This is a genomic window from Lacinutrix sp. MEBiC02595 (assembly GCF_053601555.1).
Genome location: NZ_JBSHNU010000124.1, coordinates 30,523 through 56,987, shown reverse-complemented (window position 1 = coordinate 56,987; position 26,465 = coordinate 30,523). Strand labels below are relative to the sequence as shown.

General features: G+C 33.0%; 24 protein-coding genes. 14 read left to right on the top strand and 10 right to left on the bottom strand.

Features of this window, described 5'->3' with window-relative positions; translation table 11 throughout:
• Positions 1-49: 49 nt before the first annotated feature.
• Positions 50-613 (bottom strand): Crp/Fnr family transcriptional regulator, encoded by a 564-nt coding sequence (locus tag ACVCZW_RS01075; RefSeq protein WP_452231422.1) that lies wholly within the window; start codon positions 611-613, stop codon positions 50-52.
• 96 nt (positions 614-709) lie between these two features.
• On the bottom strand, positions 710-1,651 hold the full coding sequence (locus ACVCZW_RS01070; RefSeq protein ID WP_452229479.1) for a LysR substrate-binding domain-containing protein: 942 nt from the start codon (positions 1,649-1,651) through the stop codon (positions 710-712).
• A 105-nt stretch (positions 1,652-1,756) separates the two neighbouring features.
• Between ACVCZW_RS01070 and ACVCZW_RS01065 the strand changes: the two genes are divergently transcribed.
• A complete protein-coding gene (locus ACVCZW_RS01065) occupies positions 1,757-2,236 on the top strand; it encodes a Dps family protein (protein ID WP_452229480.1) in 480 nt (159 codons plus the stop codon).
• A gap of 89 nt (positions 2,237-2,325) precedes the next feature.
• Here ACVCZW_RS01065 and ACVCZW_RS01060 read toward each other — a convergent pair whose 3' ends face one another.
• Complete coding sequence (locus ACVCZW_RS01060) at positions 2,326-2,772, bottom strand: DUF2141 domain-containing protein (protein WP_452231421.1); 447 nt, start codon at positions 2,770-2,772, stop codon at positions 2,326-2,328.
• A 171-nt stretch (positions 2,773-2,943) separates the two neighbouring features.
• On the opposite strand from ACVCZW_RS01060, the gene ACVCZW_RS01055 reads away from it, so the two are divergent.
• Positions 2,944-3,561 carry a trimeric intracellular cation channel family protein gene (locus tag ACVCZW_RS01055; RefSeq protein WP_452229482.1) on the top strand — a complete coding sequence of 206 codons (618 nt, stop codon included), beginning with the start codon at positions 2,944-2,946 and terminating at the stop codon, positions 3,559-3,561.
• Positions 3,562-3,680: 119 nt separating this feature from the next.
• On the opposite strand, the gene ACVCZW_RS01050 is transcribed toward ACVCZW_RS01055, so the two are convergent.
• Together ACVCZW_RS01050 and ACVCZW_RS01045 are read right to left on the bottom strand one after the other, a co-directional pair.
• Positions 3,681-5,816, bottom strand: a complete 2,136-nt coding sequence (locus ACVCZW_RS01050) for a M3 family metallopeptidase (protein ID WP_452231420.1) — start codon at positions 5,814-5,816, stop codon at positions 3,681-3,683.
• A gap of 75 nt (positions 5,817-5,891) precedes the next feature.
• Positions 5,892-6,599, bottom strand: coding sequence for a peptidylprolyl isomerase (locus ACVCZW_RS01045; RefSeq protein ID WP_452231419.1), 708 nt, complete (start codon positions 6,597-6,599; stop codon positions 5,892-5,894).
• A gap of 2 nt (positions 6,600-6,601) precedes the next feature.
• Here ACVCZW_RS01045 and ACVCZW_RS01040 point away from each other — a divergent pair, with 2 nt between their 5' ends.
• Positions 6,602-7,243 carry an NUDIX hydrolase gene (locus ACVCZW_RS01040; RefSeq protein ID WP_452229485.1) on the top strand — a complete coding sequence of 214 codons (642 nt, stop codon included), beginning with the start codon at positions 6,602-6,604 and terminating at the stop codon, positions 7,241-7,243.
• A gap of 50 nt (positions 7,244-7,293) precedes the next feature.
• Entirely contained in the window at positions 7,294-8,106 is an 813-nt protein-coding gene (locus ACVCZW_RS01035) for a lysophospholipid acyltransferase family protein (RefSeq protein WP_452229486.1), read from the top strand.
• Here the strand turns inward: ACVCZW_RS01035 and ACVCZW_RS01030 are convergent.
• A complete protein-coding gene (locus ACVCZW_RS01030; RefSeq protein WP_452229487.1) occupies positions 8,103-8,747 on the bottom strand; it encodes a hypothetical protein in 645 nt (214 codons plus the stop codon). The genes ACVCZW_RS01035 and ACVCZW_RS01030 overlap by 4 nt on opposite strands.
• 4 nt (positions 8,748-8,751) lie before the next feature.
• Complete coding sequence (locus tag ACVCZW_RS01025) at positions 8,752-9,246, bottom strand: RNA polymerase sigma factor (RefSeq protein WP_452229488.1); 495 nt, start codon at positions 9,244-9,246, stop codon at positions 8,752-8,754.
• Between the two features lie 130 nt (positions 9,247-9,376).
• On the opposite strand from ACVCZW_RS01025, the gene ACVCZW_RS01020 reads away from it, so the two are divergent.
• Positions 9,377-10,654 carry an NAD(P)/FAD-dependent oxidoreductase gene (locus tag ACVCZW_RS01020; RefSeq protein ID WP_452231418.1) on the top strand — a complete coding sequence of 426 codons (1,278 nt, stop codon included), beginning with the start codon at positions 9,377-9,379 and terminating at the stop codon, positions 10,652-10,654.
• 174 nt (positions 10,655-10,828) lie between these two features.
• Here ACVCZW_RS01020 and ACVCZW_RS01015 read toward each other — a convergent pair whose 3' ends face one another.
• From ACVCZW_RS01015 to ACVCZW_RS01005, 3 genes are all read right to left on the bottom strand, one after another.
• Complete coding sequence (locus ACVCZW_RS01015; protein ID WP_452229490.1) at positions 10,829-11,062, bottom strand: hypothetical protein; 234 nt, start codon at positions 11,060-11,062, stop codon at positions 10,829-10,831.
• Positions 11,055-11,510, bottom strand: a complete 456-nt coding sequence (locus tag ACVCZW_RS01010; protein ID WP_452231417.1) for an SRPBCC family protein — start codon at positions 11,508-11,510, stop codon at positions 11,055-11,057. The genes ACVCZW_RS01015 and ACVCZW_RS01010 overlap by 8 nt, the downstream gene beginning before the upstream one ends.
• 110 nt (positions 11,511-11,620) lie before the next feature.
• Positions 11,621-12,475 (bottom strand): T9SS type A sorting domain-containing protein, encoded by an 855-nt coding sequence (locus ACVCZW_RS01005; RefSeq protein WP_452231416.1) that lies wholly within the window; start codon positions 12,473-12,475, stop codon positions 11,621-11,623.
• Between the two features lie 215 nt (positions 12,476-12,690).
• On the opposite strand from ACVCZW_RS01005, the gene ACVCZW_RS01000 reads away from it, so the two are divergent.
• The 9 genes from ACVCZW_RS01000 to ACVCZW_RS00960 all read left to right on the top strand — a co-directional run bounded on the left by ACVCZW_RS01000 (position 12,691) and on the right by ACVCZW_RS00960 (position 26,442).
• On the top strand, positions 12,691-14,625 hold the full coding sequence (locus ACVCZW_RS01000; RefSeq protein WP_452231415.1) for a peptidylprolyl isomerase: 1,935 nt from the start codon (positions 12,691-12,693) through the stop codon (positions 14,623-14,625).
• Entirely contained in the window at positions 14,626-15,489 is an 864-nt protein-coding gene (locus ACVCZW_RS00995; RefSeq protein ID WP_452229494.1) for a peptidyl-prolyl cis-trans isomerase, read from the top strand.
• A complete protein-coding gene (locus tag ACVCZW_RS00990) occupies positions 15,452-16,909 on the top strand; it encodes a peptidylprolyl isomerase (RefSeq protein WP_452229495.1) in 1,458 nt (485 codons plus the stop codon). Before ACVCZW_RS00995 ends, ACVCZW_RS00990 begins: the two co-directional genes overlap by 38 nt.
• 1 nt (position 16,910) lies before the next feature.
• Positions 16,911-17,864, top strand: a complete 954-nt coding sequence (locus ACVCZW_RS00985) for an AAA family ATPase (RefSeq protein WP_452231414.1) — start codon at positions 16,911-16,913, stop codon at positions 17,862-17,864.
• Between the two features lie 427 nt (positions 17,865-18,291).
• Positions 18,292-21,066: a bifunctional aconitate hydratase 2/2-methylisocitrate dehydratase gene (locus tag ACVCZW_RS00980; protein WP_452229497.1), complete on the top strand. Its 2,775-nt coding sequence runs from the start codon at positions 18,292-18,294 to the stop codon at positions 21,064-21,066.
• A gap of 725 nt (positions 21,067-21,791) precedes the next feature.
• Positions 21,792-24,062 (top strand): aconitate hydratase, encoded by a 2,271-nt coding sequence (locus tag ACVCZW_RS00975; RefSeq protein WP_452229498.1) that lies wholly within the window; start codon positions 21,792-21,794, stop codon positions 24,060-24,062.
• A gap of 125 nt (positions 24,063-24,187) precedes the next feature.
• Positions 24,188-24,859, top strand: coding sequence for a Crp/Fnr family transcriptional regulator (locus ACVCZW_RS00970; protein WP_452229499.1), 672 nt, complete (start codon positions 24,188-24,190; stop codon positions 24,857-24,859).
• Between the two features lie 73 nt (positions 24,860-24,932).
• Entirely contained in the window at positions 24,933-25,808 is an 876-nt protein-coding gene (locus tag ACVCZW_RS00965) for an anti-sigma factor (RefSeq protein ID WP_452231413.1), read from the top strand.
• A gap of 82 nt (positions 25,809-25,890) precedes the next feature.
• Positions 25,891-26,442: a redoxin family protein gene (locus ACVCZW_RS00960; protein WP_452229501.1), complete on the top strand. Its 552-nt coding sequence runs from the start codon at positions 25,891-25,893 to the stop codon at positions 26,440-26,442.
• The last annotated feature ends 23 nt before the right edge of the window (positions 26,443-26,465 follow it).

Here is a 26,465-nt window from a genome sequence, read left to right as displayed (position 1 = left end):
TGATATGCAAATTTATAAAGGTCTTGAAGTTTAAGAGCAGGACATTTGTCTAATAAGAAATATTCGCTCTTATTCTACTAAGATGTCTTTGGGTAACACCTAAGTAGGAAGCGATATAATGAAGTGGAATTTGTTGAATATATTTGGGCTGTTTTGTTATTAAATCTAAATAACGGTTTTGTGCCTTATCCTTTTGATGATTAAATATCCATTTTTCTAATTCTACATATTCATTTTCGGCGATTATTTTTAAAAATATTAACCAATTAGTATTTGATTTAGCTAAAGCTTCTAAACTTTCTTTCGGGATTGAAATTATTTCTGAATCTGTAAGCGCTTGAATGTTTTCCTCCGATTTATTTTGTGAGATAAATGAAGAGTAAGCCATTAGCAAATGGTTTGGAAAGGTGAAACAATAGGTGATTTCATCCTCATTATTTGAAAAGTAGAATGAACGGAAAATTCCGTTTTTAACAAAGGCTAAAGATTTGCAAATTTCATTTTGATTAATATAATAATCTCCTTTTTTAAGAATGGTAGTTTTTGTTACATTCAGAAAATCATTTATTTCTAAATCCGTAAAAAGATTAAAAGATTTTAGATAAGTATGCATGGTTCAAAATAGGATTAGTTAGGTGGATTGTATAGCCAACCAATATTAAAAAGGTTTCCGTTTTTATGCTTTATATTCGAAAGTAATACTAAGCGGTTATTTTTTAGCTAACGGACTAATAATTTCTACATTTTGAAACGCAATCGCGCCTCTAATAATTCCCGCAATAACCTCTTGCAAAGCTTCGATGATTTGCATTTTAAGTTCACTTTTATGGTATATAATACTTACTTCTCTAGCAGGAGAAGGATCCTTAAAATAGCGTATGTTTTCTTTTGCTTTTTCATGCATATCTAAAGTGTGCAGGTATGGTAATAAAGTCATTCCTAAACCTTCGTTAGATAATTTTATAAGGGTTTCAATGCTTCCGCTTTCTAATTGAAATTGGTCTTCTTTATGGTCTTTAAAAGCTTTACATAAATTAATAACACCATCTCTAAAACAATGCCCATCTTCTAATAAAAGCATATCATCAATATCTAAATCGGAAGTGTTAATTTTCTTTTTAGCATGTAATCTGTGGGTTTGCGGAATGTAACCAACAAAAGGTTCAAAATAAAGAACGCGTTCTTTTATGTTTTCATTTAGTAAAGGAGTTGCAGCAATAGCAGCATCTAGATGCCCTTCGTTAATTCTATAAATAATTTCTTCGGTAGTAAGCTCTTCAATAATAAGCTTCACTTTTGGGTATTTCTTTATAAATGTTTTTAGAAACATAGGAAGCAATGTTGGCATTACAGTAGGTATAATTCCTAGTTTAAATTCGCCACCAATAAACCCTTTTTGCTGGTCTACAATATCTTTAATTCTATACGATTCGTTAACGATGTTTTTTGCTTGGTTTACAATCTTTCTACCAACATTTGTAAGTTCTATTGGTTTCTTGCTTCTGTCAAAAATAAGGATGTCTAATTCGCTTTCTAACTTTTGAATTTGCATGCTTAATGTTGGTTGTGTAACAAAACATTTTTCAGCAGCTTTTGTGAAATTCTGATTTTCGGCAACAGCCAAAACGTAGTATAATTGTGTAATTGTCATTGGTATCAATTTAGACTATAAAAATATAAAAACTATCAATAAAACTTATATTGATTATCGTTAATTATTCAATAAATTTGTAGAACAAAATAAAACATAATAATTATGACACTAAATAGTATAGGATTAGAATCTAAAATCACTAAAGAATTAGCACAAGATTTGAATGGTTTATTAGCTAATTTTCAAACGTATTACCAAAACTTAAGAGGTGTACATTGGAATATTAAAGGACACGGGTTTTTTAATCTTCATGTAAAATTTGAAGAGTTATATACCGATGCAAATATGAAAGTAGATGAAATTGCAGAACGTATTTTAACTTTAGGAGAAACACCGCTACATACCTTTGAAGATTACAGTAAACATGCTAAAGTCCCTGTTGGAAAAAATATATCTCAAGACACGAAAGCAGTACAATTAATTGTAGATTCTTTAGCAGAATTATTACAAATAGAACGTGCTATTTTAGATAAAGCTGGTGATGCTAATGATGAAGGAACAAACTCTATGATGAGTGATTTTATAGCAGAACAAGAAAAAACAGTATGGATGATGAAAGCTTGGTTAAATGAAACCGTCTAACATAATAGTTATTCCCTAAATAACTGATTGATGGTTAGTGAAAAAGCCGCGAAAACTTTGTGTTTCGTGGCTTTTTATTTTTATAGGTGTTAAAGACGAATCGTAATGTTTAGGTCTTCTTTAGCTGTAAACTTGGCAACTTCAAAAGTTGGTGGACCATAAAGAACCGGGTTATTAGACATGCCGTAGTTTTCTTTAGGCATTCCGTTTAGTTCAAAATCCATTTGATTATTGTCGTTTTCGTCATGGACAGCCATGATAGCGTATTCTCCAGGAGTAAGATTCTCAAAGGCTAAAGTAATGGTGTCTCCTTCTATTTTTGTTGTAATACTTTCTAATCCTTTAGCTTTCATAAAAGTTTCCGAATTATGTAAAGACAAAATAACTTTTCCGTTCGTGTTTCTAATGTTTTCCACAGTAACCGTAATGGTCTTTCCAGTAGTTTCCTTTTGTGCATGACTACTAAAAGAGGCTGCCATAAATAATACGATTAATACTATGGATTTACTTACCGATTTTAATTTGTTGTTTTTCATTGAAAAGTTCATGGTATATATTTTTATTGGTTACCATGTAAAGATGCTGTAAATAAAAAAGGTTTCTAAAAAAGGGTTACTGAGATGTAGATTCATCCCGATGAATTGTATTTTAAAACTTAAATGCCCTAAATTTGTAGCCTTTAAAAATCAAAATTTCGAAGTAGCTTTATGTTTTATATCATCGACATTTTAGGAACCATTGCTTTTGCAATTTCTGGAGTTCTAATCGCTATGAATAAAAGGATGGACCCTTTTGGGATTCTTATTATTGCATTTGTAACTGCAGTAGGAGGAGGAACTTTGCGGGATATTCTTATAGGTCAAACGCCAGTTGCTTGGATGACCGATATGACCTTTACCTATGTGATATTACTCACTACTGTTTTAACCATACTTTTTAGAAGTAAGATTAATTACTTAAGAACATCGTTATTCTTATTTGATACTATTGGTATTGGTTTATATACCGTTGTTGGAATAGAAAAAGGACTTTCAGCAGGATTGCATCCTATTATTTGTATTGCACTTGGTACTATTTCGGCTTGTTTTGGTGGTGTTATTCGTGATATTTTATGTAATGAAATTCCTGTTATTTTTAGAAAAGAGATTTATGCCACGGCTTGCATTCTTGGAGGTCTTACCTATTTTTTAATACGAAAATTGCCAATAGAGAATAATTTTGTTTTTGTTATTGCCGGAGTTGTAGTAATTATAGTGAGGCTAATTGCCGTTAAATTTAAAATTAGTCTACCTAATTTATATAAAAAACAGACGGAAGGTATTTAGAAATAAAATCGGTACTAATTTCTCTGTATAGTTATAGGAAGCATATTTTCCTTAAAATGAAAAATTCGGAGCGTTGTAATACAACAGACTCCGAATCTTACTTTTAGTATGTGTTTTTATTATTCCGTAATCGGAAAACCTCTGTCTTTCATTAAGGCTTCCATTTTCGCATCACGACCTCTAAACAATCGATATGCTTCCGCAGGATCCATTGCATTTCTAGGCGCAAATAAATACTTCACTAGTTTGTCGGCAATTTCTTTATCGTAAAAACCATCTGGAGCTTCCGCAAAAGCTTCCGAAGCATCGCTAGTTAAAACATCTGCCCACATATAACCATAATACGCGGTTGCATATCCTTCGCCAGAAAAAACATGTCCAAAGTGTGGCGTTCTATGACGCATTGGTAATTCTTTTGGCATTTTTAATTCCGCTAAAGTTTCTCTTTCAAAAGCATCAATATCTATATCTGTTGGATCTGCAAGATGTAATTTCATGTCTATTAAAGCAGAAGCCAAATATTCTGTGGTACCAAATCCTTGATTAAAAGTAGCCGCTTTTTTAATTTTAGTAACTAGTGCTGCAGGAATAGGTTCTCCCGTTTTATAGTGGACTAAAAATTTATTAATCACTTGATCTGTAGATAGCCAACGTTCTAATAATTGCGATTGAAACTCGGTGTAATCTCTCACGCCTCCGTTTAAAGTTGGATACTTCACGTTAGAAGAAAAGAAGTGTAATGCATGTCCGAATTCATGAAAGAAAGTAGTAGCGTCATCCCAAGAAACAAGCACAGCTTCTCCTGGTGCAGGTTTTACAAAGTTAGAATTGTTGGATGCAAGTACATTGGTTTCGCCTTCAAAATTAGTATAGCTTCTGTAGGTTGTAGCCCAAGCACCAGAGCGTTTTCCTTCGCGCGCAAAAGGATCTAAATACCATAAGCCAATATGTTCCCCAGAGTCTTTATCGGTTACTTCCCAAACATGAACATCTTCTTGAAATACAGGAACGGTACCTTCTTTTACAGGAGTGAATTTATAGTTAAATAACTTTTCGGCAGTAAAGAATAAAGCTTCCGTTAATTTATTTAATTGTAAATATTGCTTTACTTCATCACTATCTAAATCGTATTTCTTTTTACGTACTTTCTCTGCATAAAAACGATAATCCCAAGGTTCGATAGTAATATTATCGCCATTGTTATTGGCAACGGTTTGCATATCTGCAACTTCTTCTGCAACTCTACCAATTGCAGCAGGCCAAACAGCCATCATTAAATCCATTGCATTTTCTGGCGTTTTTGCCATTCTATCTTGTAAACGCCATGCTGCATAATTAGCATATCCCATTAATGCTACACGCTCTTTACGTAGTTTTAATATTTGTGCTATAATAGCGTTGTTGTCATATTCATCTCCATTATCTCCTCTAGAATAATAGTTTTCCCAAACCTGCTTGCGCAATTCGCGATTGGTAGCGTAGGTAAGAAAAGGGTCCATAGAAGATCGTGTATTTGTAATGGCGTATGTACCATCTTGCCCTTTATCTGTAGCTATTTTTGCTGCGGATTTTATAAAGCCATCCGATAAACCGTCTAATTGATCTGCATTTAAATAGGTGACATAATTTTCTTCGTCATGTAAAACATTATCCGAAAACGTATTATATAAAGAAGAAAGTTCTTTGTTAATGGCAGCATAACGTTCTTTTTTTTCAGGATCTAGGTTGGCGCCATTCATCTCATACTTTTTATATGTAAGCGCTACAACACGTTGTTCTTGCGGTTCTAAAGCTACTGCTTGCGAAGCATCATAAACCGCTTTGATACGTTGGAAAAGTTTTTCGTTTTGAGTTATTTTAGAACTGTATTCCGATAATTCTGGAGCTAATTCTGCTTGAATGCTTCTAAATGCTGGCGAAGACATATTACTACTTAAAATACCATAGTAGTTAAAAACTCTATCTAATGTTTTTCCGGAAGCTTCTAACGCTGCAATAGTATTCGTGAAAGTTGGTGCTTCTGTATTGTTTGCTATTTTATCAATATCTGCTAAGCTTTCGGTTATACCAATCTCTATAGCTTCTTTAATGTCTGTGACTTTCATTCTATCGAAAGCAGGGACACCTTGATAAGGGCCAATCCATTCTTGTGTTAATATATTTTCACTCATTTTTGTGGCATCTTGTTTTTCTTCTTGTTTGCAATTGGTAAACGTAATTAGAACGCAGACGCTTATTGCTTTTATGTATCGCATAGGAGATTTGGTTTTTGATTTATTTTTTTTGTTTGAGATTTTAAAGATACAGATTGCGCATTGGAAAACAGATCATTATTCCAGTATTTCTACCTTTTTTATATATACATTATGTAAAGGCCATTCGGCGTTATCCGTTTCTTGTTTAGCTATTTCGTCTACTACGTCCATACCGCGAATTACTTTACCAAAAATGGTGAAATCGCCATCTAAATGGTAAGCGCCACTTTTACTTTGAACAATAAAAAATTGATATGGTGATGCTAGTTTATGCGGATTTTCAATAGCGGCACTTGGCATACTTAAAACACCTCTATCATGTTTGTAGCCACGTTTGGTGTCTGTTGGTAGTAAATATTTACCAATTTGTTTTCGTTTGTTTTTTACTTTAGCATCATCTGTGCTGCCACCTTGAATAATAAAATTAGGGACAACTCTGTAAAACTGTGTGTCATCAAAATAGCCTTGCTTGGTTAAAAAGATGAAATTGGCACGATGAAATTTCGTTTTGTCAAAAAGTAAAACGTCTATTTCTCCAAACTGTGTAGTGATTCTTACTTTGTTTTCTTTGTTATGCTTTTCATATTCTAAAAAGAACTCCATTGCATTATCGTCTGTTAACAACGGAAATTCTCTTTCTGGAAGGATAACAGAATCTTTTTCTAGCACTTCTTTTTCTTCGGAAGTATTTTGAACTACTTTTGAAGTGTTCTTTGGTTCCGTTTTTTTATCTTGACAATTCAGAAATAGAAAAGAAATAAAACATAATAATACAAGTCGCATAGATGAATTTTAATCAGTTTTTAAAAGCAACATCAAAAATAAGCAATCTAGAGCTTCCAGCCGAAGCATCGCAATTTAAAATGTCTCCTCCTTTTAGGGAAGATCTTTTACAAAAGCAGCAAGGCAAAATAAAAAACGCCAAGCAATCTGCAGTTTTAGCACTGTTTTATCCGGATGAAGCACAAGAAACGAAGTTTGTTTTAATCCTAAGAAAAACCTATAAAGGCGTACATTCTGCGCAAGTAGGTTTTCCTGGTGGTAAAGTAGAAGTAGCAGATACTTCATTAAAACATACTGCATTGCGTGAAACCGAAGAAGAAATAGGTGTGCCAATGCATAGTATTGAAACTCTTAAAGCATTAACCCAAGTATATATTCCGCCAAGTAATTTTTATGTGCAGCCATTTATTGGTTATAGTAACAGTACGCCTCATTTTATTAAACAAGAAAGTGAAGTAGAAGCTATAATTGAAGTCTCGCTTGCTCATTTTTTAGATGAACAAAGGGTGATAACTAAAACGGTTTCAACCTCTTATAATGTGGATGTTGCGGTTCCAGCTTTTAGTTTAAATAATCATGTGGTTTGGGGCGCAACCGCAATGATGCTAAGCGAAATTAAAGACTTGTTAAAACTAGCCCTGTAAATGCTTAGTTTTACTACATTTGTAATCTAATTAAATAGCAAAATATACTTATGGGATTATTTGATAAAAACCCTTTTGGACATAATCTTTTTATAAAAAAGTGGTTGATTCGTATTTTAGGAGCGATTTCTCATAGACGTTTTCGTGGCTTTAATGAGCTGCAGATTGAAGGTTCCGAGATTATTAAAAACCTTCCAGATACCAACGTATTGTTTATTTCTAATCACCAAACGTATTTTGCAGATGTAGTTGCTATGTTTCATGTATTCAACGCTAGTTTAAGTAATAGGGACGATTCTATAAAGAATATAGGGTACCTATGGAATCCTAAGTTAAATTTGTATTATGTGGCTGCAAAAGAAACCATGAGTGCAGGTTTGTTGCCTAAAATATTGGCGTATGTTGGTTCTATTAGTATAGAACGTACTTGGAGAGCAAAAGGTGAAAATATCAACAGACAAGTTAAAATGAGTGATATTTCTAATATTAGTAAGGCATTAGATGATGGTTGGGTTATTACATTTCCGCAAGGAACGACAACTCCTTTTAAACCTATTAGAAAAGGAACAGCACACATTATTAAGAAATACAAACCAATTGTTGTACCAATAGTAATTGACGGGTTTAGACGTAGCTTTGATAAAAAAGGATTGCGTATTAAAAAGAAAAATATCATGCAGTCTTTTGAAATTAAACAACCTTTGGAAATTGATTATGAAAACGAAAGTATTGCAAGTATTGTTGAGAAAATAGAATATGCTATAGAGCAACATCCTTCGTTTTTAAAAGTAATACCTCAAGAAGAGCTTGCTTTACAAGAAGAACTTAATAAGAAGCGTAAATGGAAGGTGGAAGAATCTTAAATCTCTAGTTTCTTCAATTCTTTATAATTTCTATTTAGACGCTTCAGTAAAATTCCATATACCAAGTAGTAGAATAATAATAATACAGCTATTGTAACTATTAATACTAATAGAATTCCTAGTATTAAGCCAGCATAAAATTTAAAAACGTGACCATTAGCAGTGGCGTTTTCTATAAGGCTCATGGCGTGTTCGTCATGATTAATGACATATGGTGTCATTACTATAAAACTAACGATTAGAAAAGCTAAATTAAAACCAACATATTGCTTTACTGTACGTCTCGTTTTTAATATATTTTCCATTAGTATACTTGCATTATCCGTACTGTTTATTGTTTTATAATTCATATAAAACTTGTAAAAGAAATACGCCAATACCGCATAAGAAATAATAGAAAGTGTTATAAATACAGTGCTAGATTCTATATCGGCAATATTGTCATTTTTGCCATTTGCTTTCATAAGCAAAGAAAATGCGATCCAAAAAACAAACTCTAGGATGCTTATAATGAAAATCCATTTTACAATAGAAGAAGATTTCTTCAATATCATACTGTAGATTTCATTGTAGGAAAGCTTAGGATAGCGTTTTGTATCCTCTTTTTTCCAGTCTTTTTTTAATAATTCTAATTCATCCATAGGTTTACGGATTTAAAATGGTTCTTAATTTGTTTTTCACTCTGTTCATTTTCACTCTTGCATTTACTTCACTAATTCCCATTGTTTCGCTAATTTCTTTATAGTTTTTGTCTTCTAAATATAAAAAGACAAGTGCTTTTTCAATGTCGTTTAATTGGTGTACCGCTTTGTATAATAGCTTTAGTTGTTCTTCTTCTGTGTCATCATACTCATCGGCTTTGATTCTAAACTGTACGGCGTCAAAATCTTGCGTGTTGACTCTGCGTTTACTTTTTCTGTAAAGGGTGATGGCTGTGTTTAATCCAACACGATACATCCATGTACTAAATTTAGCGTCTCCTCTAAATTTAGGGAAAGCACGCCAAAGCTGTATGGTTATCTCTTGAAACAAATCATTATGTGCATCTTGATTGTTGGTATATAACCTACAAACTTTATGTACAATGTTTTGATGCTTTTCAAGCTGTTCTACAAAACTATGTTCTAACTCTTTATTCAATTTGGTGGTTTAGTTATACTATAAGTAGCATTAATTTTAAAATGTTACATAATATGTTAAGATTCTTTAAAAATAGTGTTTCAGAGGCTAATTTAGTATCTTTGTTCTACATATTTTTAAGTCTTCATTTATGAATATTCCTGAATCCAAAATTCCTAGAATTGTTATTATTGGTGGTGGTTTTGCCGGAGTTAAACTGGCTAAGTCTCTAAAAAACAAAAAAGTTCAAGTTGTTTTAATCGATAAACATAATTACCATACTTTTCAGCCTTTATTATACCAAGTCTCTAGTGCGGGATTAGAGCCAGATTCTATTGCGTATCCTTTACGGAAAATTATAAAGAAACATGAAAATGCTTTTTTTAGGTTAGCTGAAGTAGAACAAATTTTTCCAGAAATTAAATCTATTCAAACAGATATTGGCGATTTAAGTTATGATTATTTGGTTCTTGCCACAGGTACCAAAACAAATTATTTTGGAAATGCTGCTATTGAAAAATATAGTATGGCAATGAAAACAATTCCACAAGCTTTAGACATAAGGAGTTTAATGCTTCAAAATTTGGAGAAAGCCGCTATTTCAGAATCTAATAGTGATAGAAAAGCTTTTCTAAATTTTGTAATTGTTGGTGGTGGTCCAACAGGAGTAGAATTAGCAGGAGCAATTGCGGAGCTTAAAAATAATATTCTTCCCAAAGATTATAGAGATTTAAATTCGAGTGACATGCAAATTCATTTGTTAGAAGGTAACGCGCGAGTATTACCTCCAATGAGTGAACATGCTTCTGAAAAAGCATCGAAATTTTTGCTAGATCTAGGAGTGCAAGTGCATTGTAACACTTTTGTAAAGGATTACGATGGCAAAACAGTACTAACAAATTCGGATTTAAAATTTGAATCGGAAACCCTTATTTGGGCTGCAGGAGTAACAGGAAGTCCTGTTTTAGGGTTGAAAGCCGATGTTGTATCAGAACATGCAAATCGCTATTTGGTAGATGCATATAATCAGATTAATGGCTATGCGTCTATTTTTGCGTTAGGAGATATTGCCTTAATGAAAACAGAAGATTATCCCAATGGGCATCCGCAAGTTGCGCAACCTGCAATACAACAAGGGGAACTTCTTGGTAAAAATTTAATACGACTAATAAAAGGTGAAACCTTAAAAAAGTTTGTCTATAAAGACAAAGGTTCTATGGCTACTATTGGTAGAAATAAAGCAGTTGTAGATTTAAGTAACTATAAATTTGCAGGCTTTTTTGCTTGGTTTGTTTGGATGTTTGTTCACCTAATGTCTTTAGTGGGATTTAGAAATAGAATCATTGTTTTCTTCAATTGGACCTATAATTATATTAACTTTGATAAAGCAGCTAGACTAATCATTAGACCTTTTAAAAGATTAGATTGATTATTTAGAACGGGTATGTTAGGCTATTGGTAAATAGCGTTTTGTGGGTGTTGTATAGATTTCATCTATTGTTGCTGTAATACCTTAAATAATAATATTACTTTCTGTTCAATAAATAGATAGGGATGCATTCCTATAGAACATGCTCCCTTTAATTTTTGTCCGCTTATTTAATTAATCGACCCATTCGCCACGGTGTGGTTTTAAGGTGTCCCTAAAGACTGTTTTGTCTTCTTCATTTATAACCATAAAAGCAATAGTGTGCATGTCGTTAATAATTTCATGACCAGTTGCATCTACATTTGTGGTTTGTTTTTGGATGTATTCTTTTAAATGGATTACATGGTGTTGTGCTGTTTTTTCTGCAGCAGGACCTCTAAAATCCCAGATAAGTTTTAGTTTACGCATTTTGGATAGATATTTGGTTTTCGGCAAATTTTTTAAAGTCTACTAAATATTTTTCAGATTGTTTTTTAAAGGCGCCAGGCATAAAAAATAGCATCATTCTATAGTGAAAGGAGCTTGGTAAAAACTCGTTTTCACATATCCATTTGGTATGATCTTCTGTGGCTTTATAGAACGTATTCTTTTGTATGTTATGCATTCCTTTGGTTTCATAACTCAAGCATATTTCATGCGGTAAATTGGTATGCGTTATGGTTTCAATAAGTGCGATTTTACGTTTACCTATGGTATAATTTAATTTCATTTTGTTACCAATAGCTCCTGGCGTTCCAGAAACATGCTCGAAACTTGTTAGGTCTTTTTGCCAATGTTTCATATTGTCCGCATTAAATAATTTTTTTATAAGTGCTTCTAAAGGAACTTTAATAACAATCTCAGTGGTATATTTCATAAAGTTGAAATGATTAATATACTATAAAGATAGTTTTTTTGAAGTATGTAAAAAATAAAAGCCACCTAATAAAGATGGCTTAAAAATTAAAAATGCTTTAATTATAATGTTTAGAACATGGTTTTAATAGTTTGTAAACCATCATTTGTTTTAATGGTAACAAAATATAAAGTGCTTCTGTTTAAATCTAAATCTATAGTACTACTTCCTTCTGCTTGGTAGTTTTTTATAGATCGAACTAATTGTCCGTTAATGGTATAGATAGAAATAGATATCTTTTCACTTTTGCTTGTGTGTAAATGTCCTTTTATGATTTTAAAGGAGTTTTTTGCTTCAAACGCATCTGTACTTAAAGAAGATTCTGTAATGGTATATGCTAAAGTTTCAATGTTAAAAGAAATATCGTAATCCACATTTGAAGGAATAGCTATGTTATCTGCAGAAGCTGGTACTGCGGTTCCTGTTAGCGCAGTTCCTCCAAAATTTACAGACCAATTAGCGTCTCTTCTAAATTTTAACCCTCCAGCTGTTAGAGCTACATCAGTAGCAGTATACGTTATGTTATCTGTTGTAGATAAAGCAACATCTCCTGCCCAAGAATTAAATTCTCCAATAATACTAACATTTTGATTTGTTGGTGTAACGGCGGTAAAAGCGTATTCTGTAGTTGCGATATTAATACTAATATCGTAAAATCCAGCAGTTACAGGAATGTTATCGCCAGACCATGTTCCATTGGGAAATGTGTCTCCACCCCAAGAATTTGCCCAATCATCGTCTTGTCTAAATTTTAAACTAGTATCGGGTAAATAGTAAGTACTCAGCGTATAATTAATGTTGTCTGTAGTAGTCATGTTGACATCATCTCCCCAACCATTAAAATCACCCAAGAAACCAATTTCTTGCGCATTTACAGTAAAAGACGACACGAGTAATGTTAAAATAAAAAGTAGTTTTGTTTTCATAATTTGTTTGTTATTTGATATAAAGCTACAGTTTTTAGTTTAATATTATAACCGCTATTTACTACTATAACGTTTTCGTGTTTATAACTTTTTTATGTGATTCCTGAAAAAATGTAATAAATGTAAACTTGCTAATGCTTTGTTAATACAGCTTGCTAAATAGGTTTATATTTCTATTTTTGCAAGAACCTATATATTATATATTTATCTAGATTATGAAATTTTTTTTAACCCTTTTCCTTTTAGCATTTACTATAAGTTTTCAGGCACAAGATCAAAGTAAAGATGTTCTTTTTACCGTAGATCAAGAACCCGTTTATGCTTCAGAATTTATTCGTGTTTTCAACAAAAATTTAGACTTAGTAAAAGATGAGTCTCAAAAAGATGTAGATGCATATTTAAAACTTTTTGTAAACTATAAACTGAAACTAAAAGAGGCAAAGACCTTGGGTTTTGACACCATGCCTAAATATAAAAGGGAGTTAAGTAATTATAAAAGCCAACTGGCTAAAAACTATTTGACAGATAATAAAGTTACAGATGCATTAGTTAAAGAGGCTTATGAGCGTATTTCTAACGAGGTAAATGCGAGCCATATATTAATTAGAGTAGATGAGAACGCGAGTCCTAAAGATACTTTAGTTGCCTATAATGATTTATTGAAGTTAAGAGATCGCGTATTGCAAGAAGGATATAAGGCGGTGCAAAAAGAAGTACATGATGGTAAAACGGTTTATGCAGAGGATTTAGGTTATTTTTCTGGGTTTAAAATGGTTTATGCTTTTGAAAATGTAGCGTTTAACACGGAAATAGGAGTGGTTTCATTACCATTTAGAACACAATTTGGCTATCACATAATACATGTTTTAGATAAACGAAAGTCTAGAGGGCAAAGAGAGATTGCTCATATTATGATTAACTTAGAAAAGGAAGATGCAGAAAGTAGAATTCAAGATATCTATAAAAAACTGCAGCAAGGAGAAGACTTTGCCTCTTTAGCAAAACAATTTTCTGAAGATAAAAGTACTTCCACTAAAGGAGGGAAATTATCTCCTTTTTCTAGTGGAGAGCTGCGTTCTCAAGAATTTGAAGATCAAGCTTTCGCTATAGAAAAAGAAGGAACATATACCACGCCATTTAAATCTGATTTTGGTTGGCACGTTATGAAACTTATTAAAAAAATAGAAACGGCCCCTTTTGAAGATATGAAGGCTACGTTAGAGGCAAAAGTAAAGCGAGATAGTAGATCTAAATTAATAAGTACCTCTAGAATAAATAAGCTAAAACAGCGTTATGCAATATCTAATGTAGATTCCGATTTAGCATATTTTACTTCGATTTTAAATACCGAATTTTATAATGGTAAATGGAAAGCACCATTAGGCTTTGAAACAGAGAAAGCTTTTGTAAAAATAGAAAACAAGCAATTTACCTATTCTGATTTTGCGAACTTTTTAATTAAAAGCCAACGAAGTAAAAGTGTAAAACAATTGCCTTTTAAAGATATCGTAGCAAATGCGTATGCTACCTTTTTAGATGAAAGTATTCTTGCTTACCAAGAAGAAAATCTAGAATTTGAAAATGAAGATTTCGCAAACATTCTTGGGGAATATCGCGATGGCTTGTTGTTGTTTGATTTAATGGACAATGAAATATGGAAAGCTGCGGCTAATGATTCAGTAGCAGTGCAAGCGTTTTATGCTGCAAACAAAGAGAATTACTTTTTTAATGAGCGTGTAAATGCAGTTGTTGCTTCTTCCGCAAAAAAGAAAGATATCCATAAAGTATCTAAATTACTTAAAAAAGGAAAAACCATTGAAGAAATAAAAAGCACCGTCAATACTAAAGACCAAGTTCATGTAATATTTACTTCTGGATTAATGGATGCAGAGCATCAAGCATTGCCAGAAGGCTTTTCGTTTAAAAAAGGCGTATCCAAAGTATGTAATCATAATGGTTCTTTTGTTGTAGTAGAAGTTAATGAAGTGCTTCCAAAAGCATTCAAAACATTGGAGGAAGCCAAAGGTAAAGTATCTAGCGACTTTCAAGATGCAAAAGAAAAAAACTGGTTACTAGAATTAAAAAACAAGTATCCCGTTTCTATAAATCAAGAAGTGTTAACAATAGTGAAATCTAAATTAAATAAATAATTGAAATTTAAATCCTACATATTTCTTTTTACCGCTATATTTCTATTGTTTTCTTGTGAATTTTTCAAGGAAACAGATAATAGAATTCCGGTAGCCAGAGTAAAAGATGCTTATTTGTATAAAGAAGATATACAAGATTTGATTTCTTCTGATGCATCTAAAGAAGACAGTATTGTTTTAGTAAATAATTATATTAAAGGTTGGGCAACGCAGCAATTATTAGTACAAGGAGCAAAATTGAATTTAAACGAAACAAAACTGAATCAATATAATAGGTTAGTAGAACAATATAAAAATGATTTATACTCTAAAGCCTATTTAGAAGCATTAGTAAATAGAGATTTAGATACCGTAGTTTCCAAAGAAGAAGCTGCCGCTTATTATGAAGATAATAAAGAAGCTTTTAAATTAAACGAAGAGCTAATTATGTTTCGCTATATTAATTTGGATGAAAAAATGAAAGAAGCAGATGCCATTGAAATAGCTAAAAAACTGAGAAGGTTTGATACAAAAGATAAAAGAGACTTAGATTCTATATCGATTCAATTTAAATCCTACTCCTTAAATGATTCTATTTGGATAAGATGGAATCAAATAGTACGTAAAATACCTGTAATTAATACAGATAATAAAGATGAACTGTTAAAAAAATCTAATTTTATACAACTCAAAGATTCATTAGGTTTATATTTGATGCAAATTAATGACGTACTATTGCAAAACAGTACAGCTCCTTTAGAGTATGTAAAGCCAACAATAGACCAAATTGTTATTAATAAAAGGAAATTAGAAAGAATAAGAGAATTAGAAAAGGATATTACTAAAGATGCAATTACAAACAAGAAATTTGAAATCTACAAATAAATTGAAACACCTATTTATATTAAGTATAGCAGTATTAATTACCAATGTATTAACTGCTCAAGAGATCCTAGAAGATCCAATAAAGGAAGAAGTTGCAACCGATAGCGTAAAGTCATTTATGGCGAATCAAGCAACAAAAATTGATGGCGTAGCTGCGGTTGTTGGAGAACATATTATCTTAGAATCGGATATAGATAAAACCATTTTACAAATGAAAGCACAAGGTGTATCTACAGATGATATTCCAAGATGTCAGTTATTTGGTTCTCTTTTAGAAAATAAACTATATGCGCATCACGCAGTACAAGATAGTATTGATGTTTCAGATGCTGAAATAAGAAGCAATGTAGATTATCAAATACAACAATTTTTATCGCAAACAGGAGGTGATATGCAAGAGCTTCTTGACTTTTACAAAAAAGACGACGAAAAGAGCTTTAGAGAGGAAATGTTTGAGATTAATAAAAGTAACGAGCTAGCGAAACGTATGCAAGGTAGCATTATTGATGAAGTGGAAGTTACTCCAGAAGAAGTAAGAATCTTTTTTAATAAAATACCAGTAGACGAAAGACCAACATTTGGAACAGAGCTTAAAGTGTCTCAAATAGTAATGGAACCAAAAATAGCGCCAGAAGAAATACAAAAAGTAATCAACAGACTTAAAGAATTTAAATCAGACGTTTTAGAAAATGGAGCAAGTTTCCGTTCTAAAGTCGTGTTGTATACCGATGATAAAGCATCTATAGCAAAAGGTGGTTTATACACTTTAAATAGAGAAAAGCCATTAATGGTAAAAGAATTTAGAGATATTGCTTTTTCATTACAAGAAGGTGAAATATCAGACCCTTTTGAAACCGACTTTGGTTACCATATTATTCAATTAGAAAAAATTAGAGGACAAGAATTTGATGTTCGTCATATTCTACTTATCCCTGAAGTTTCAGAATCTGCAATTACGGAAGCTAAAGAAGCACTAGAAGATGTACGCCAAAAAATAGTAAGTGGAGAGATTACTTTTGAGGATGCAGCTAGAAAATATAGTGATGAAAAAGAAACTAGAAGCGAAGGTGGATTTTTAATAAACCCAGCAACGCAAGATTATAATTTCGAATTAACTAAAATTGATACCGAATTATATACGCTAATTCAAGAATTAAAAGAAGGCGAAGTAGGTTTAGTGCAAACAGAACAAGACAGAACAGGAAAAGTTAAGTTTAAAATATTACGTGTTACAGATAGAGTGGATGAGCATGAAGCAGATTACTCACGTGACTATTTAAAAATTAAAGAACTTGCATTAACAGAAAAACGTTTCAATGCTATTGAGAAATGGCAAGATGAAAAAATCCAAGACACCTATATTAAGATTAATGGAGCACATAGAGATTGCGATTTTTCTAGTAACTGGTTAAAGAAATAATATGTCTGACGTAGCAGCTGTAGAACAATTTGTAAAGAAATATAAAGACTTAAGACAAGAGATTGCCAAAGTCATTGTAGGGCAAGATGAAGTCGTTAACCAAATCCTGATAGCTATATTTTCAGGAGGACATGCGCTTCTAATTGGTGTACCAGGTTTGGCAAAAACGCTAATGGTAAATACAATTGCACAAACGTTAGGATTAGATTTTAAAAGAATACAGTTTACACCAGATTTAATGCCTAGCGATATATTAGGTAGTGAAATTCTAGACGAAAACAGAAACTTCAAGTTCATAAAAGGACCAATATTTGCTAATATTATTTTAGCAGATGAAATCAATAGAACACCACCAAAAACACAAGCAGCGCTTTTAGAAGCAATGCAAGAAAGAGCAGTTACCGTTTCTGGACACCATTATAAATTAAGTTTGCCATATTTTGTTTTAGCTACACAAAACCCTATTGAGCAAGAAGGAACATACCCGTTACCAGAAGCACAATTAGATAGATTTATGTTTGCTATACATTTGGACTATCCATCTTTTGAAGAGGAAGTTCAAGTGGTAAAAGCGACAACGTCGGATGTGAAAGTAAAAGTGAATACTTTGTTCTCTTCGGAAGAAATTATTGGTTTTCAACAGCTTATTCGTCGTATTCCTGTTGCAGATAATGTCATAGAATATGCGGTAAAAATGGTGGCTAAAACTAGACCAAATAGTGATACAGCAGCAGATTTAGTGAAAAATTATATCGATTGGGGAGCCGGACCAAGAGCTTCTCAAAACTTAATATTAGCAGCAAAAACACATGCCGTTATAAATGGTAAATTTTCTCCAGATATGGAAGACGTTCAAGCCGTAGCTACCAGTATTTTACGTCATCGAATTATAAAAAATTATAAAGCGGAAGCAGAAGGGATCTCTGAAGAGCAAATAATTAAAAGCTTGTTTTAATATATGCTATTTAATAACTCTTTTATAGTGCCATATTACCTGCTTTCCTTCTAAAACTTTACCTTGTATATTAATTTAGAATCGTTGTAAATAGTTTGTTTAGCATTATTTTTAGTTTCATTTATTAATTTACTATTTTTTACCTCACAGATTATCATATTCGCAATCCTATATCCTAAATGGGTGCTTTTATTGGATTATGTTTAATCATTCTCCCATATCTTTAAATATTTTTTAAACTCTTCTAAATTTTGTAATTTCGCTTGATATTAAAAAAAACAATCAACCCTAAATCTTAAGGAATATGGTTTTGTCATGGATATAGTTAAAGATATTGATGAAATAGGTGAATCTGTTGGAAATATCATGACATTTTCTCAAAATAAAATTCCATTTAATTAAGATTGAAAAGAATTATTCTAGTTATATGAACACGTATAAAGATTACATTAAAGAGATTGAAGACCGTAAAGAATTAGGACTTCATCCAAAGCCAATAGATGGAGCTGAATTACTTAGCGAAATCATTACTCAAATTAAAGATGTCGATAATGCAGACAGAGAAGAATCTCTAAACTTTTTTATCTATAATGTTTTACCAGGTACCACAAGTGCTGCAGGTGTTAAAGCAAAGTTTCTAAAAGAAATCATTTTAGGAGAATCTGTAGTCCAAGAAATTACACCTACGTTTGCTTTAGAGCAATTGTCTCACATGAAAGGTGGACCTTCCGTCGAAGTATTATTAGACTTAGCTTTAGGAGCAGATGCTGCTATCGCAAAAGAAGCTGCAGCCGTTTTAAAAACACAAGTTTTCTTATACGAAGCAGATACTACGCGTTTAGAAGATGCATTCAAAAATGGTAGTGAAATAGCAAAAGACATTATAGAAAGTTATGCTAAGGCAGAGTTTTTTACAAAGCTTCCAGAGCTAGACGAAACAATAGACGTAGTTACTTATGTTGCCGGAGTTGGTGATATTTCAACCGATTTATTATCTCCAGGAGGAGACGCGCACTCCAGATCCGATCGTGAATTACATGGGCAATGTATGTTCGAGCATAATAAAGAAATGCAAAAGGAATTATTAGCTTTAAAAGAACAACATCCAGATAAGCGTGTTATGCTAATTGCAGAAAAAGGAACCATGGGAGTTGGTTCTTCTAGAATGTCTGGTGTAAATAATGTGGCTTTATGGACAGGTGTTCCTTTTAGTCAATATGTACCATTTATTAATTTCGCTCCAGTAATTGCAGGGACTAATGGTATTGCTCCAATTTTCTTAACAACAGTTGGTGTAACAGGAGGTATTGGTTTAGATCTTAAAAACTGGGTACAGCAAAAAGATGCAGAAGGAAATACGATTCGTGATGAAGATGGGGAACCAATATTAAAAGAAATGTATTCTGTAGATACAGGTACAATTCTTACCATAAATACAAAAGAAAAAAAATTATATAACGGCGATAAAGAATTGAAAGATATTTCTGCAGCATTTACACCACAAAAAATGGAGTTTATGAAAGCAGGCGGTTCTTATGCTGTTGTTTTTGGTAAAAAATTACAAACATTTGCGGCAAAAACCTTAGGTATTGAAGCTCCTCAAGTATATGCCACTTCTAAAGAAGTGACTATTGAAGGTCAAGGTTTAACAGCAGTAGAAAAAATATTTAATAAAAATGCAGTAGGAACTTCAGGAGCAACTTTACATGCTGGTTCTTACGTTCGTGCAGAGGTTAACATTGTAGGTTCTCAAGACACTACAGGTTTAATGACTTCTCAAGAATTAGAGATGATGGCTGCTACCGTTATTTCTCCAATTGTAGATGGTGCGTACCAATCTGGTTGTCATACCGCTTCGGTTTGGGATGATAAATCTAAAGCGAATATTCCTAGATTAATGCGCTTCATGAACGATTTTGGTTTAATTACTGGTCGGGATCCTAAAGGGAAATATTTCCCAATGACAGATGTTATTCATAAAGTATTAAATGATATTACCGTAGGAGATTGGGATATCATTATTGGTGGAGATTCACATACACGAATGTCTAAAGGTGTTGCTTTTGGAGCAGATTCAGGAACTGTTGCCTTAGCATTGGCTACCGGTGAGGCTTCTATGCCAATTCCAGAATCTGTAAAAGTTACTTTTAAAGGAGAAATGAAATCGTATATGGATTTCCGTGATGTGGTACACGCAACACAACAACAAATGTTAAAGCAATTTGGTGGTGAAAACGTATTCCAAGGTCGTGTTATTGAGGTACACATTGGAACACTTACTGCAGATGAAGCTTTTACCTTTACAGATTGGACAGCAGAGATGAAAGCAAAAGCTTCTATCTGTATTTCTGAAGATGATACCTTAATTGAATCTTTAGAGATTGCAAAAGGTCGTATCCAGATCATGATTGAAAAAGGAATGGACAATGCTAAACAAGTACTTAAAGGTTTAGTTGATAAAGCGGAAACTAGAATCATAGAGCTTAAAACGGGTATGAAACCTTCTTTAAGACCAGATGCTAACGCAAAATATCATGCAGAAGTTATTATTGATTTAGATCAAATTGTGGAACCAATGATTGCGGATCCAGATGTAAATAATGATGATGTTTCTAAACGTTATACACATGATAATATTAGACCGTTATCTTACTATGGAGGAACTAAAAAAGTAGATTTAGGATTCGTAGGTTCTTGTATGGTGCATAAAGGAGATATGAAAATATTAGCGCAAATGTTGAAAAATGTGGAAGCGCAATATGGTAAAGTGGAATTTAAAGCTCCTTTAATAGTTGCACCTCCTACTTATAATATTGTGGATGAGTTGAAAGCAGAAGGCGACTGGGAAGTATTAGTAAGATACTCCGGTTTCGAGTTCGATGACAATGCACCTAAAGGAGAAGCACGTACCGGATACGAAAACATGTTATACTTAGAGCGTCCAGGATGTAACCTATGTATGGGTAACCAAGAAAAAGCGGCACCAGGAGATACCGTAATGGCAACTTCCACACGTTTATTCCAAGGTAGAGTTGTAAAAGATTCTGGAGAGAAAAAAGGAGAGTCTTTATTGTCTTCTACGCCAGTTGTAGTTTTATCTACAATTTTAGGAAGAACGCCTACTATGGCAGAATATGAAGCTGCTGTAGATGGAATTGTTTTAACAAAATTCAAGCCTTCTACAAAACAATTAGTGCGATAAGCAACAGATTGCATTATAATAATTCAAAATCCCGAGTCTTAGGCTTGGGATTTTTTTATGCGTTCTAGTTCGTTTGGAAAGAAAAATAATGTGGGCGTTACCACAAGGGTCGGGCTTGTAATTTATCCGGAGTGCAGTCGAAGGGCTATATCTTTTTTTTAATGTCTTTGCAAGAAGTGAACAACAAAGAAATCTGTATACTTTTAGTTCCATATTATTTATTTTGAGATATAAAAAAAGGATGCCGGTGCAATTGTGAAACACTCACGAATACCTATTTAATAAAATAGAATAAATGAGTAATCCCTAACGCACTAATTCTAGAGTATGAGTAATGTCCCCTAGAGGCGACTTTAGGGGTGTTTTTAGATTTTTTTTTTAAAATATAAAATAGGGTAAAAGAGTATTTATAGTTATGGAAATATAAAATCCTTAACGCACTAATTCTAGCGTCCGAGTAATGTCCCTTTAACGATACCAAGTGTAGCTCATTAAGGATGTTTTTAGAATTTATTTTAATAAAAAGACAATCCAAATCCAAAATATTAAATCTTGATTTTTTCTGTTTTAAAGCTTCCCAGAAAGGAAAAATTTAACTATTCCTATTTCGCACAATTTCTGCATAGAAAAAACTTATTTTAGTATCATTATTTATATGTTAATTCTGTTTTTAAAGTCATGCTACATTTTGTATCTTAGTAGGATAAAATTAAAAACAAAATACTATGGCATTCGATATTGATATGATCAAGAAGGTTTATGCTCAAATGGCAGAACGTGTAGATAAAGCACGTGAAGTTGTTGGTAAGCCGTTAACACTTTCAGAAAAAATATTATATAATCACCTTTGGGATGGAAGTCCTACAAAGGCATTCACTAGAGGAAAAGATTATGTAGACTTTGCGCCAGATCGTATTGCTTGTCAAGATGCCACTGCACAAATGGCTTTATTGCAATTTATGCAAGCAGGTAAACCACAAGTAGCAGTGCCAACTACGGTACATTGTGATCACCTAATACAAGCGAAAGACGGAGCAACAACAGATTTAAAACACGCAAACTCGGTAAGTAGTGAAGTGTTTGATTTTTTAGCTTCCGTTTCTAATAAGTACGGAATCGGTTTTTGGAAACCAGGAGCAGGTATTATTCATCAAGTAGTGCTTGAAAATTATGCATTTCCAGGAGGAATGATGATTGGTACCGATTCACATACCGTAAATGCAGGTGGATTAGGTATGGTTGCTATTGGTGTTGGTGGAGCAGATGCTGTAGATGTTATGGCAGGAATGGCTTGGGAACTTAAATTCCCTAAGTTAATAGGAGTGAAGTTAACCGGAAAGCTTTCGGGATGGACAGCACCTAAAGATGTGATTTTAAAAGTTGCTGGTATTGTTTCTGCAAAAGGAGGAACAGGTGCAATTGTAGAATATTTCGGACCAGGAGCGATCTCTATGTCTTGTACAGGAAAAGGAACGATTTGTAACATGGGAGCAGAAATAGGAGCTACCACATCTACATTTGGTTATGATGCCTCTATGGAACGTTATTTACGTGCTACCGATAGAGCAGATGTTGCAGATGCAGCAAATGAAGTGAAAGAATATTTAACAGGAGATGCAGAAGTGTATGCAAATCCAGAACAATACTTTGATCAAGTTATTGAAATTAACTTATCGGAATTAGGACCATTATTAAATGGACCTTTTACTCCAGATTTATCCACGCCAGTTGGTAAAACAATGAATGAAAAAGCGAAAGCGAATGATTGGCCTTTACAAGTAGAATGGGGTTTAATAGGTTCTTGTACTAACTCTTCTTACGAAGATTTATCCAGAGCATCTTCTATCGCGCAACAAGCTTTAGATAAAGGGTTAAAAATGAAAGCGGAACTTGGTATTAACCCAGGATCCGAACAAGTACGTTATACAGCTGCTAGAGATGGTATTTTAGGAATCTTTGAAAAATTAGACGCTAAGATATTTACGAATGCTTGCGGACCATGTATTGGGCAATGGGCGAGATATAGCGATCCTAAAAACGCACCAAAAAATAGTATTGTACACTCGTTTAATAGAAACTTTGCGAAACGTGCCGATGGTAATCCAAACACGCACGCTTTTGTGGCTTCTCCAGAGATAACTGCCGCTATTGCAATTGCAGGAAGATTAGATTTTAATCCGTTAACAGATAAATTAATTAACGAAGAAGGTCAAGAAGTAATGTTCGATGAGCCAACAGGATGGGAATTACCTCCAAAAGGATTTGCAGTAGAAGATGCAGGTTTTGTTGAACCAGTGGCAGATGGTAGTGGAATTGAAGTTACGGTAAGCCCAACTTCAGAGCGTTTACAATTGCTTACTCCATTTACACCTTTAGGAAATACCATTGATGGTGCGAAACTATTAATTAAAGCTTTTGGTAAATGTACTACAGATCATATTTCTATGGCTGGACCTTGGTTACGTTTTAGAGGGCATTTAGATAATATTTCGAACAACTGTTTAATTGGTGCTGTAAATGCGTTCGGTAAGAAAACTAACTTTGTTAAAAATCAATTAACTGGTGATTTTGGTGGCGTTCCAGATGTAGCAAGAGCATATAAAGCTGCTGGTATTAAAACGATTGTAGTAGGAGATCATAATTACGGAGAAGGTTCTTCTCGTGAGCATGCTGCTATGGAACCAAGACACTTAGGTGTTGCCGCAGTTATTGTGAAATCTTTTGCAAGAATTCATGAAACAAACCTTAAAAAACAAGGGATGTTAGGATTGACATTTGCTAACGAAGCAGATTACGATTTAATTCAAGAAGATGATACATTCAACTTTACAGATTTAAATGCATTTGCACCAGGAAAACAATTAACATTAGAAGTTGTTCACGCAGATGGATCTAAAGATATGGTGATGTTGGATCACACCTATAACCAACCACAAATTGATTGGTACAATGAAGGTTCTGCATTAAATTTAATTAAGAAAGAAAATAACTCTTAACGTGTTTTTTTAAATACGATACGTGTATTAAAAACTCCTAAAGTAATTTAGGAGTTTTTTTTGGGGTATTTGTAAGTTTTTATGCCAAAACCCGACTGTTAATCAAATCCTTTAAATAAAATAATATGAACTCACTTTGGTTTTTTGATGATGTAAATCTCTTTAAAGTACTATGTCCTCATAAATTCAAAACCTATAAGAAAGATCATAATTTTGATGCTTATAAGAAGAAGGATTATATTTATTTTGAAGAAGATTCCGCCAATAAAGTATATCTCATTGAAAAAGGAAAAGTAAAGATTGGTTACTACAATGAAGATGGAGAAGAGGTAGTCAAAGCTATTTTAACTCGTGGGGAATTATTTGGAGAAAAAGCCATTTTAGGTCAAATCACTAGAAAAGAATTTGCACAATCGGTAGATAATCTAACTTCCATTTGTCCCATTGGTGTAGATACCATGCATGATTTAATGCGAGACAATCAAACCTTTAGTTTTAAAATATATAAGTTTATCGGATTTAAATTTCAGAAATTAGAACGAAGACTACAGCTACTTTTATTTAAAGATACCAAATCGCGTTTAAAAGAATTTTTAAATGAATTATGTGATGAATATGGTTATAACTGTCCTAAAACAGGAGATCATGTCATTAAACATCCGTACACCCAAAAAGATATTGCTTCGTTAATAGGCACTTCAAGACCTACATTGAATATTCTTTTAAATGAATTAAAAGAAGAAAAAGTGTTAGATTTCAATAGAAAAGAAATAAGAATGTATAAAAAAAGTGCGTAGTGTTAGCTAGCTAACATTTTATTGTTGTTTTGGTATGTAATTTTGACCTATAAATAATAAAAATTATATAGCAATGATTAAGAAAACAATTTTAGCAGTGATGGCATTAGGGATTTTTGCCACTTCTTGCAGTAGTGATGATGATAACAACAGCACTCCTTCAACAGCAGATTTAACATTAAACCTTGCAGGTTTAGAAACATTAGGATCCGATTTCGTTTATGAAGGATGGATTATTGTAGACGGTTCTCCGGTTTCTACAGGAACTTTTACAGACGTAATTTTTCCAAAGACCTTTACTGTAGATGCTACACAATTAACAGCGGCAACTACATTTGTATTGTCTATTGAGCCAGCAGTAGATCCTGATCCTGCACCAGCAGCAACAAAAATTTTAGCTGGAGATTTTTCAGGAAGTTCGGCAAATGTAAATTCTAATTTAGTAGCAGATTTTTCTTCTGCAACAGGAACCTACATTTTAGCAACGCCTACAGATATGGATGATACTAATGAAGCTAGCGGTGTTTGGTTTTTAGATAATACTTCAGGAACAGCAGTAACTGGTTTAGACTTACCAACACTTGCAGATGGATGGAAATATGAAGGTTGGGCTGTAATTAATGGAACTCCAGTAAGTACAGGAACTTTTACAGATGCTGCAATGGCAGATGACAACGCAGCTACTTCTCCATTTAAAGGAGATGCTGGAAATGGTCCAGGATATCCAGGAGAAGACTTTTTACAAAATGCACCAGCAGGAATGACGTTTCCTACAGACTTAAAAGGAGCAACAATAGTTGTTTCTGTAGAGCCTAGCCCAGATAACAGTGCAGCACCATTTACATTAAAACCATTAGCACACATGGTTCCTGCAGACGCAATGAACCATACCGCAATTGCAATGGGAGCAGGACCTGTAGTTTCTCTTTCAGGATCGGTAACTAGATAAAAATATTAAAGGTTTAATCCTTGTTTTTTGTTAGATTTGAAGCGTTGTTTACTTATAAATAACGCTTCATTTTTTTTATAATATGAATAAATTAAAACTTAAAAATATACTCTTTTTTGTAATCATTGTTCTAATGATACTTCCGCAAACAAGAAAACCTATTCAAGTAATGTTGCATAAAGGATTGGCTTTGTTTAGTCCTTCGGTAGAAGCAGAAGAGGATACCGTATTTATAAACTATACGAGTTGGCAATTACAAGACGCAAAAGGGAATGTTGTGGACTTTAACGATTTTAAAGGCAAAGTCGTTTTAATCAATTTTTGGGCTACTTGGTGTCCGCCTTGTATTGCTGAAATGCCTAACCTTCAAAAGTTGCATGATGCTTATAAAGATAAGATGGTGTTTCTATTTGTGTCCAATGAAAAAAAGGAAGTCATCAATAGCTTTGTATCGAAAAACAACTATTCTTTTAATGTGTATACGCCTTTGAGTATTTCTTCAGAATTTGAAATCTCTAGTATTCCTAGAACATTTCTGATCAATAAGGAAGGGGAAATAATAATAGATAAGGAAGGTGCTGCAAATTGGAATAGCGAAAAAGTTAGAGAAATACTGGATGATTTACTAAAATAGAAAGGTGTTAAAGATGGAATCCT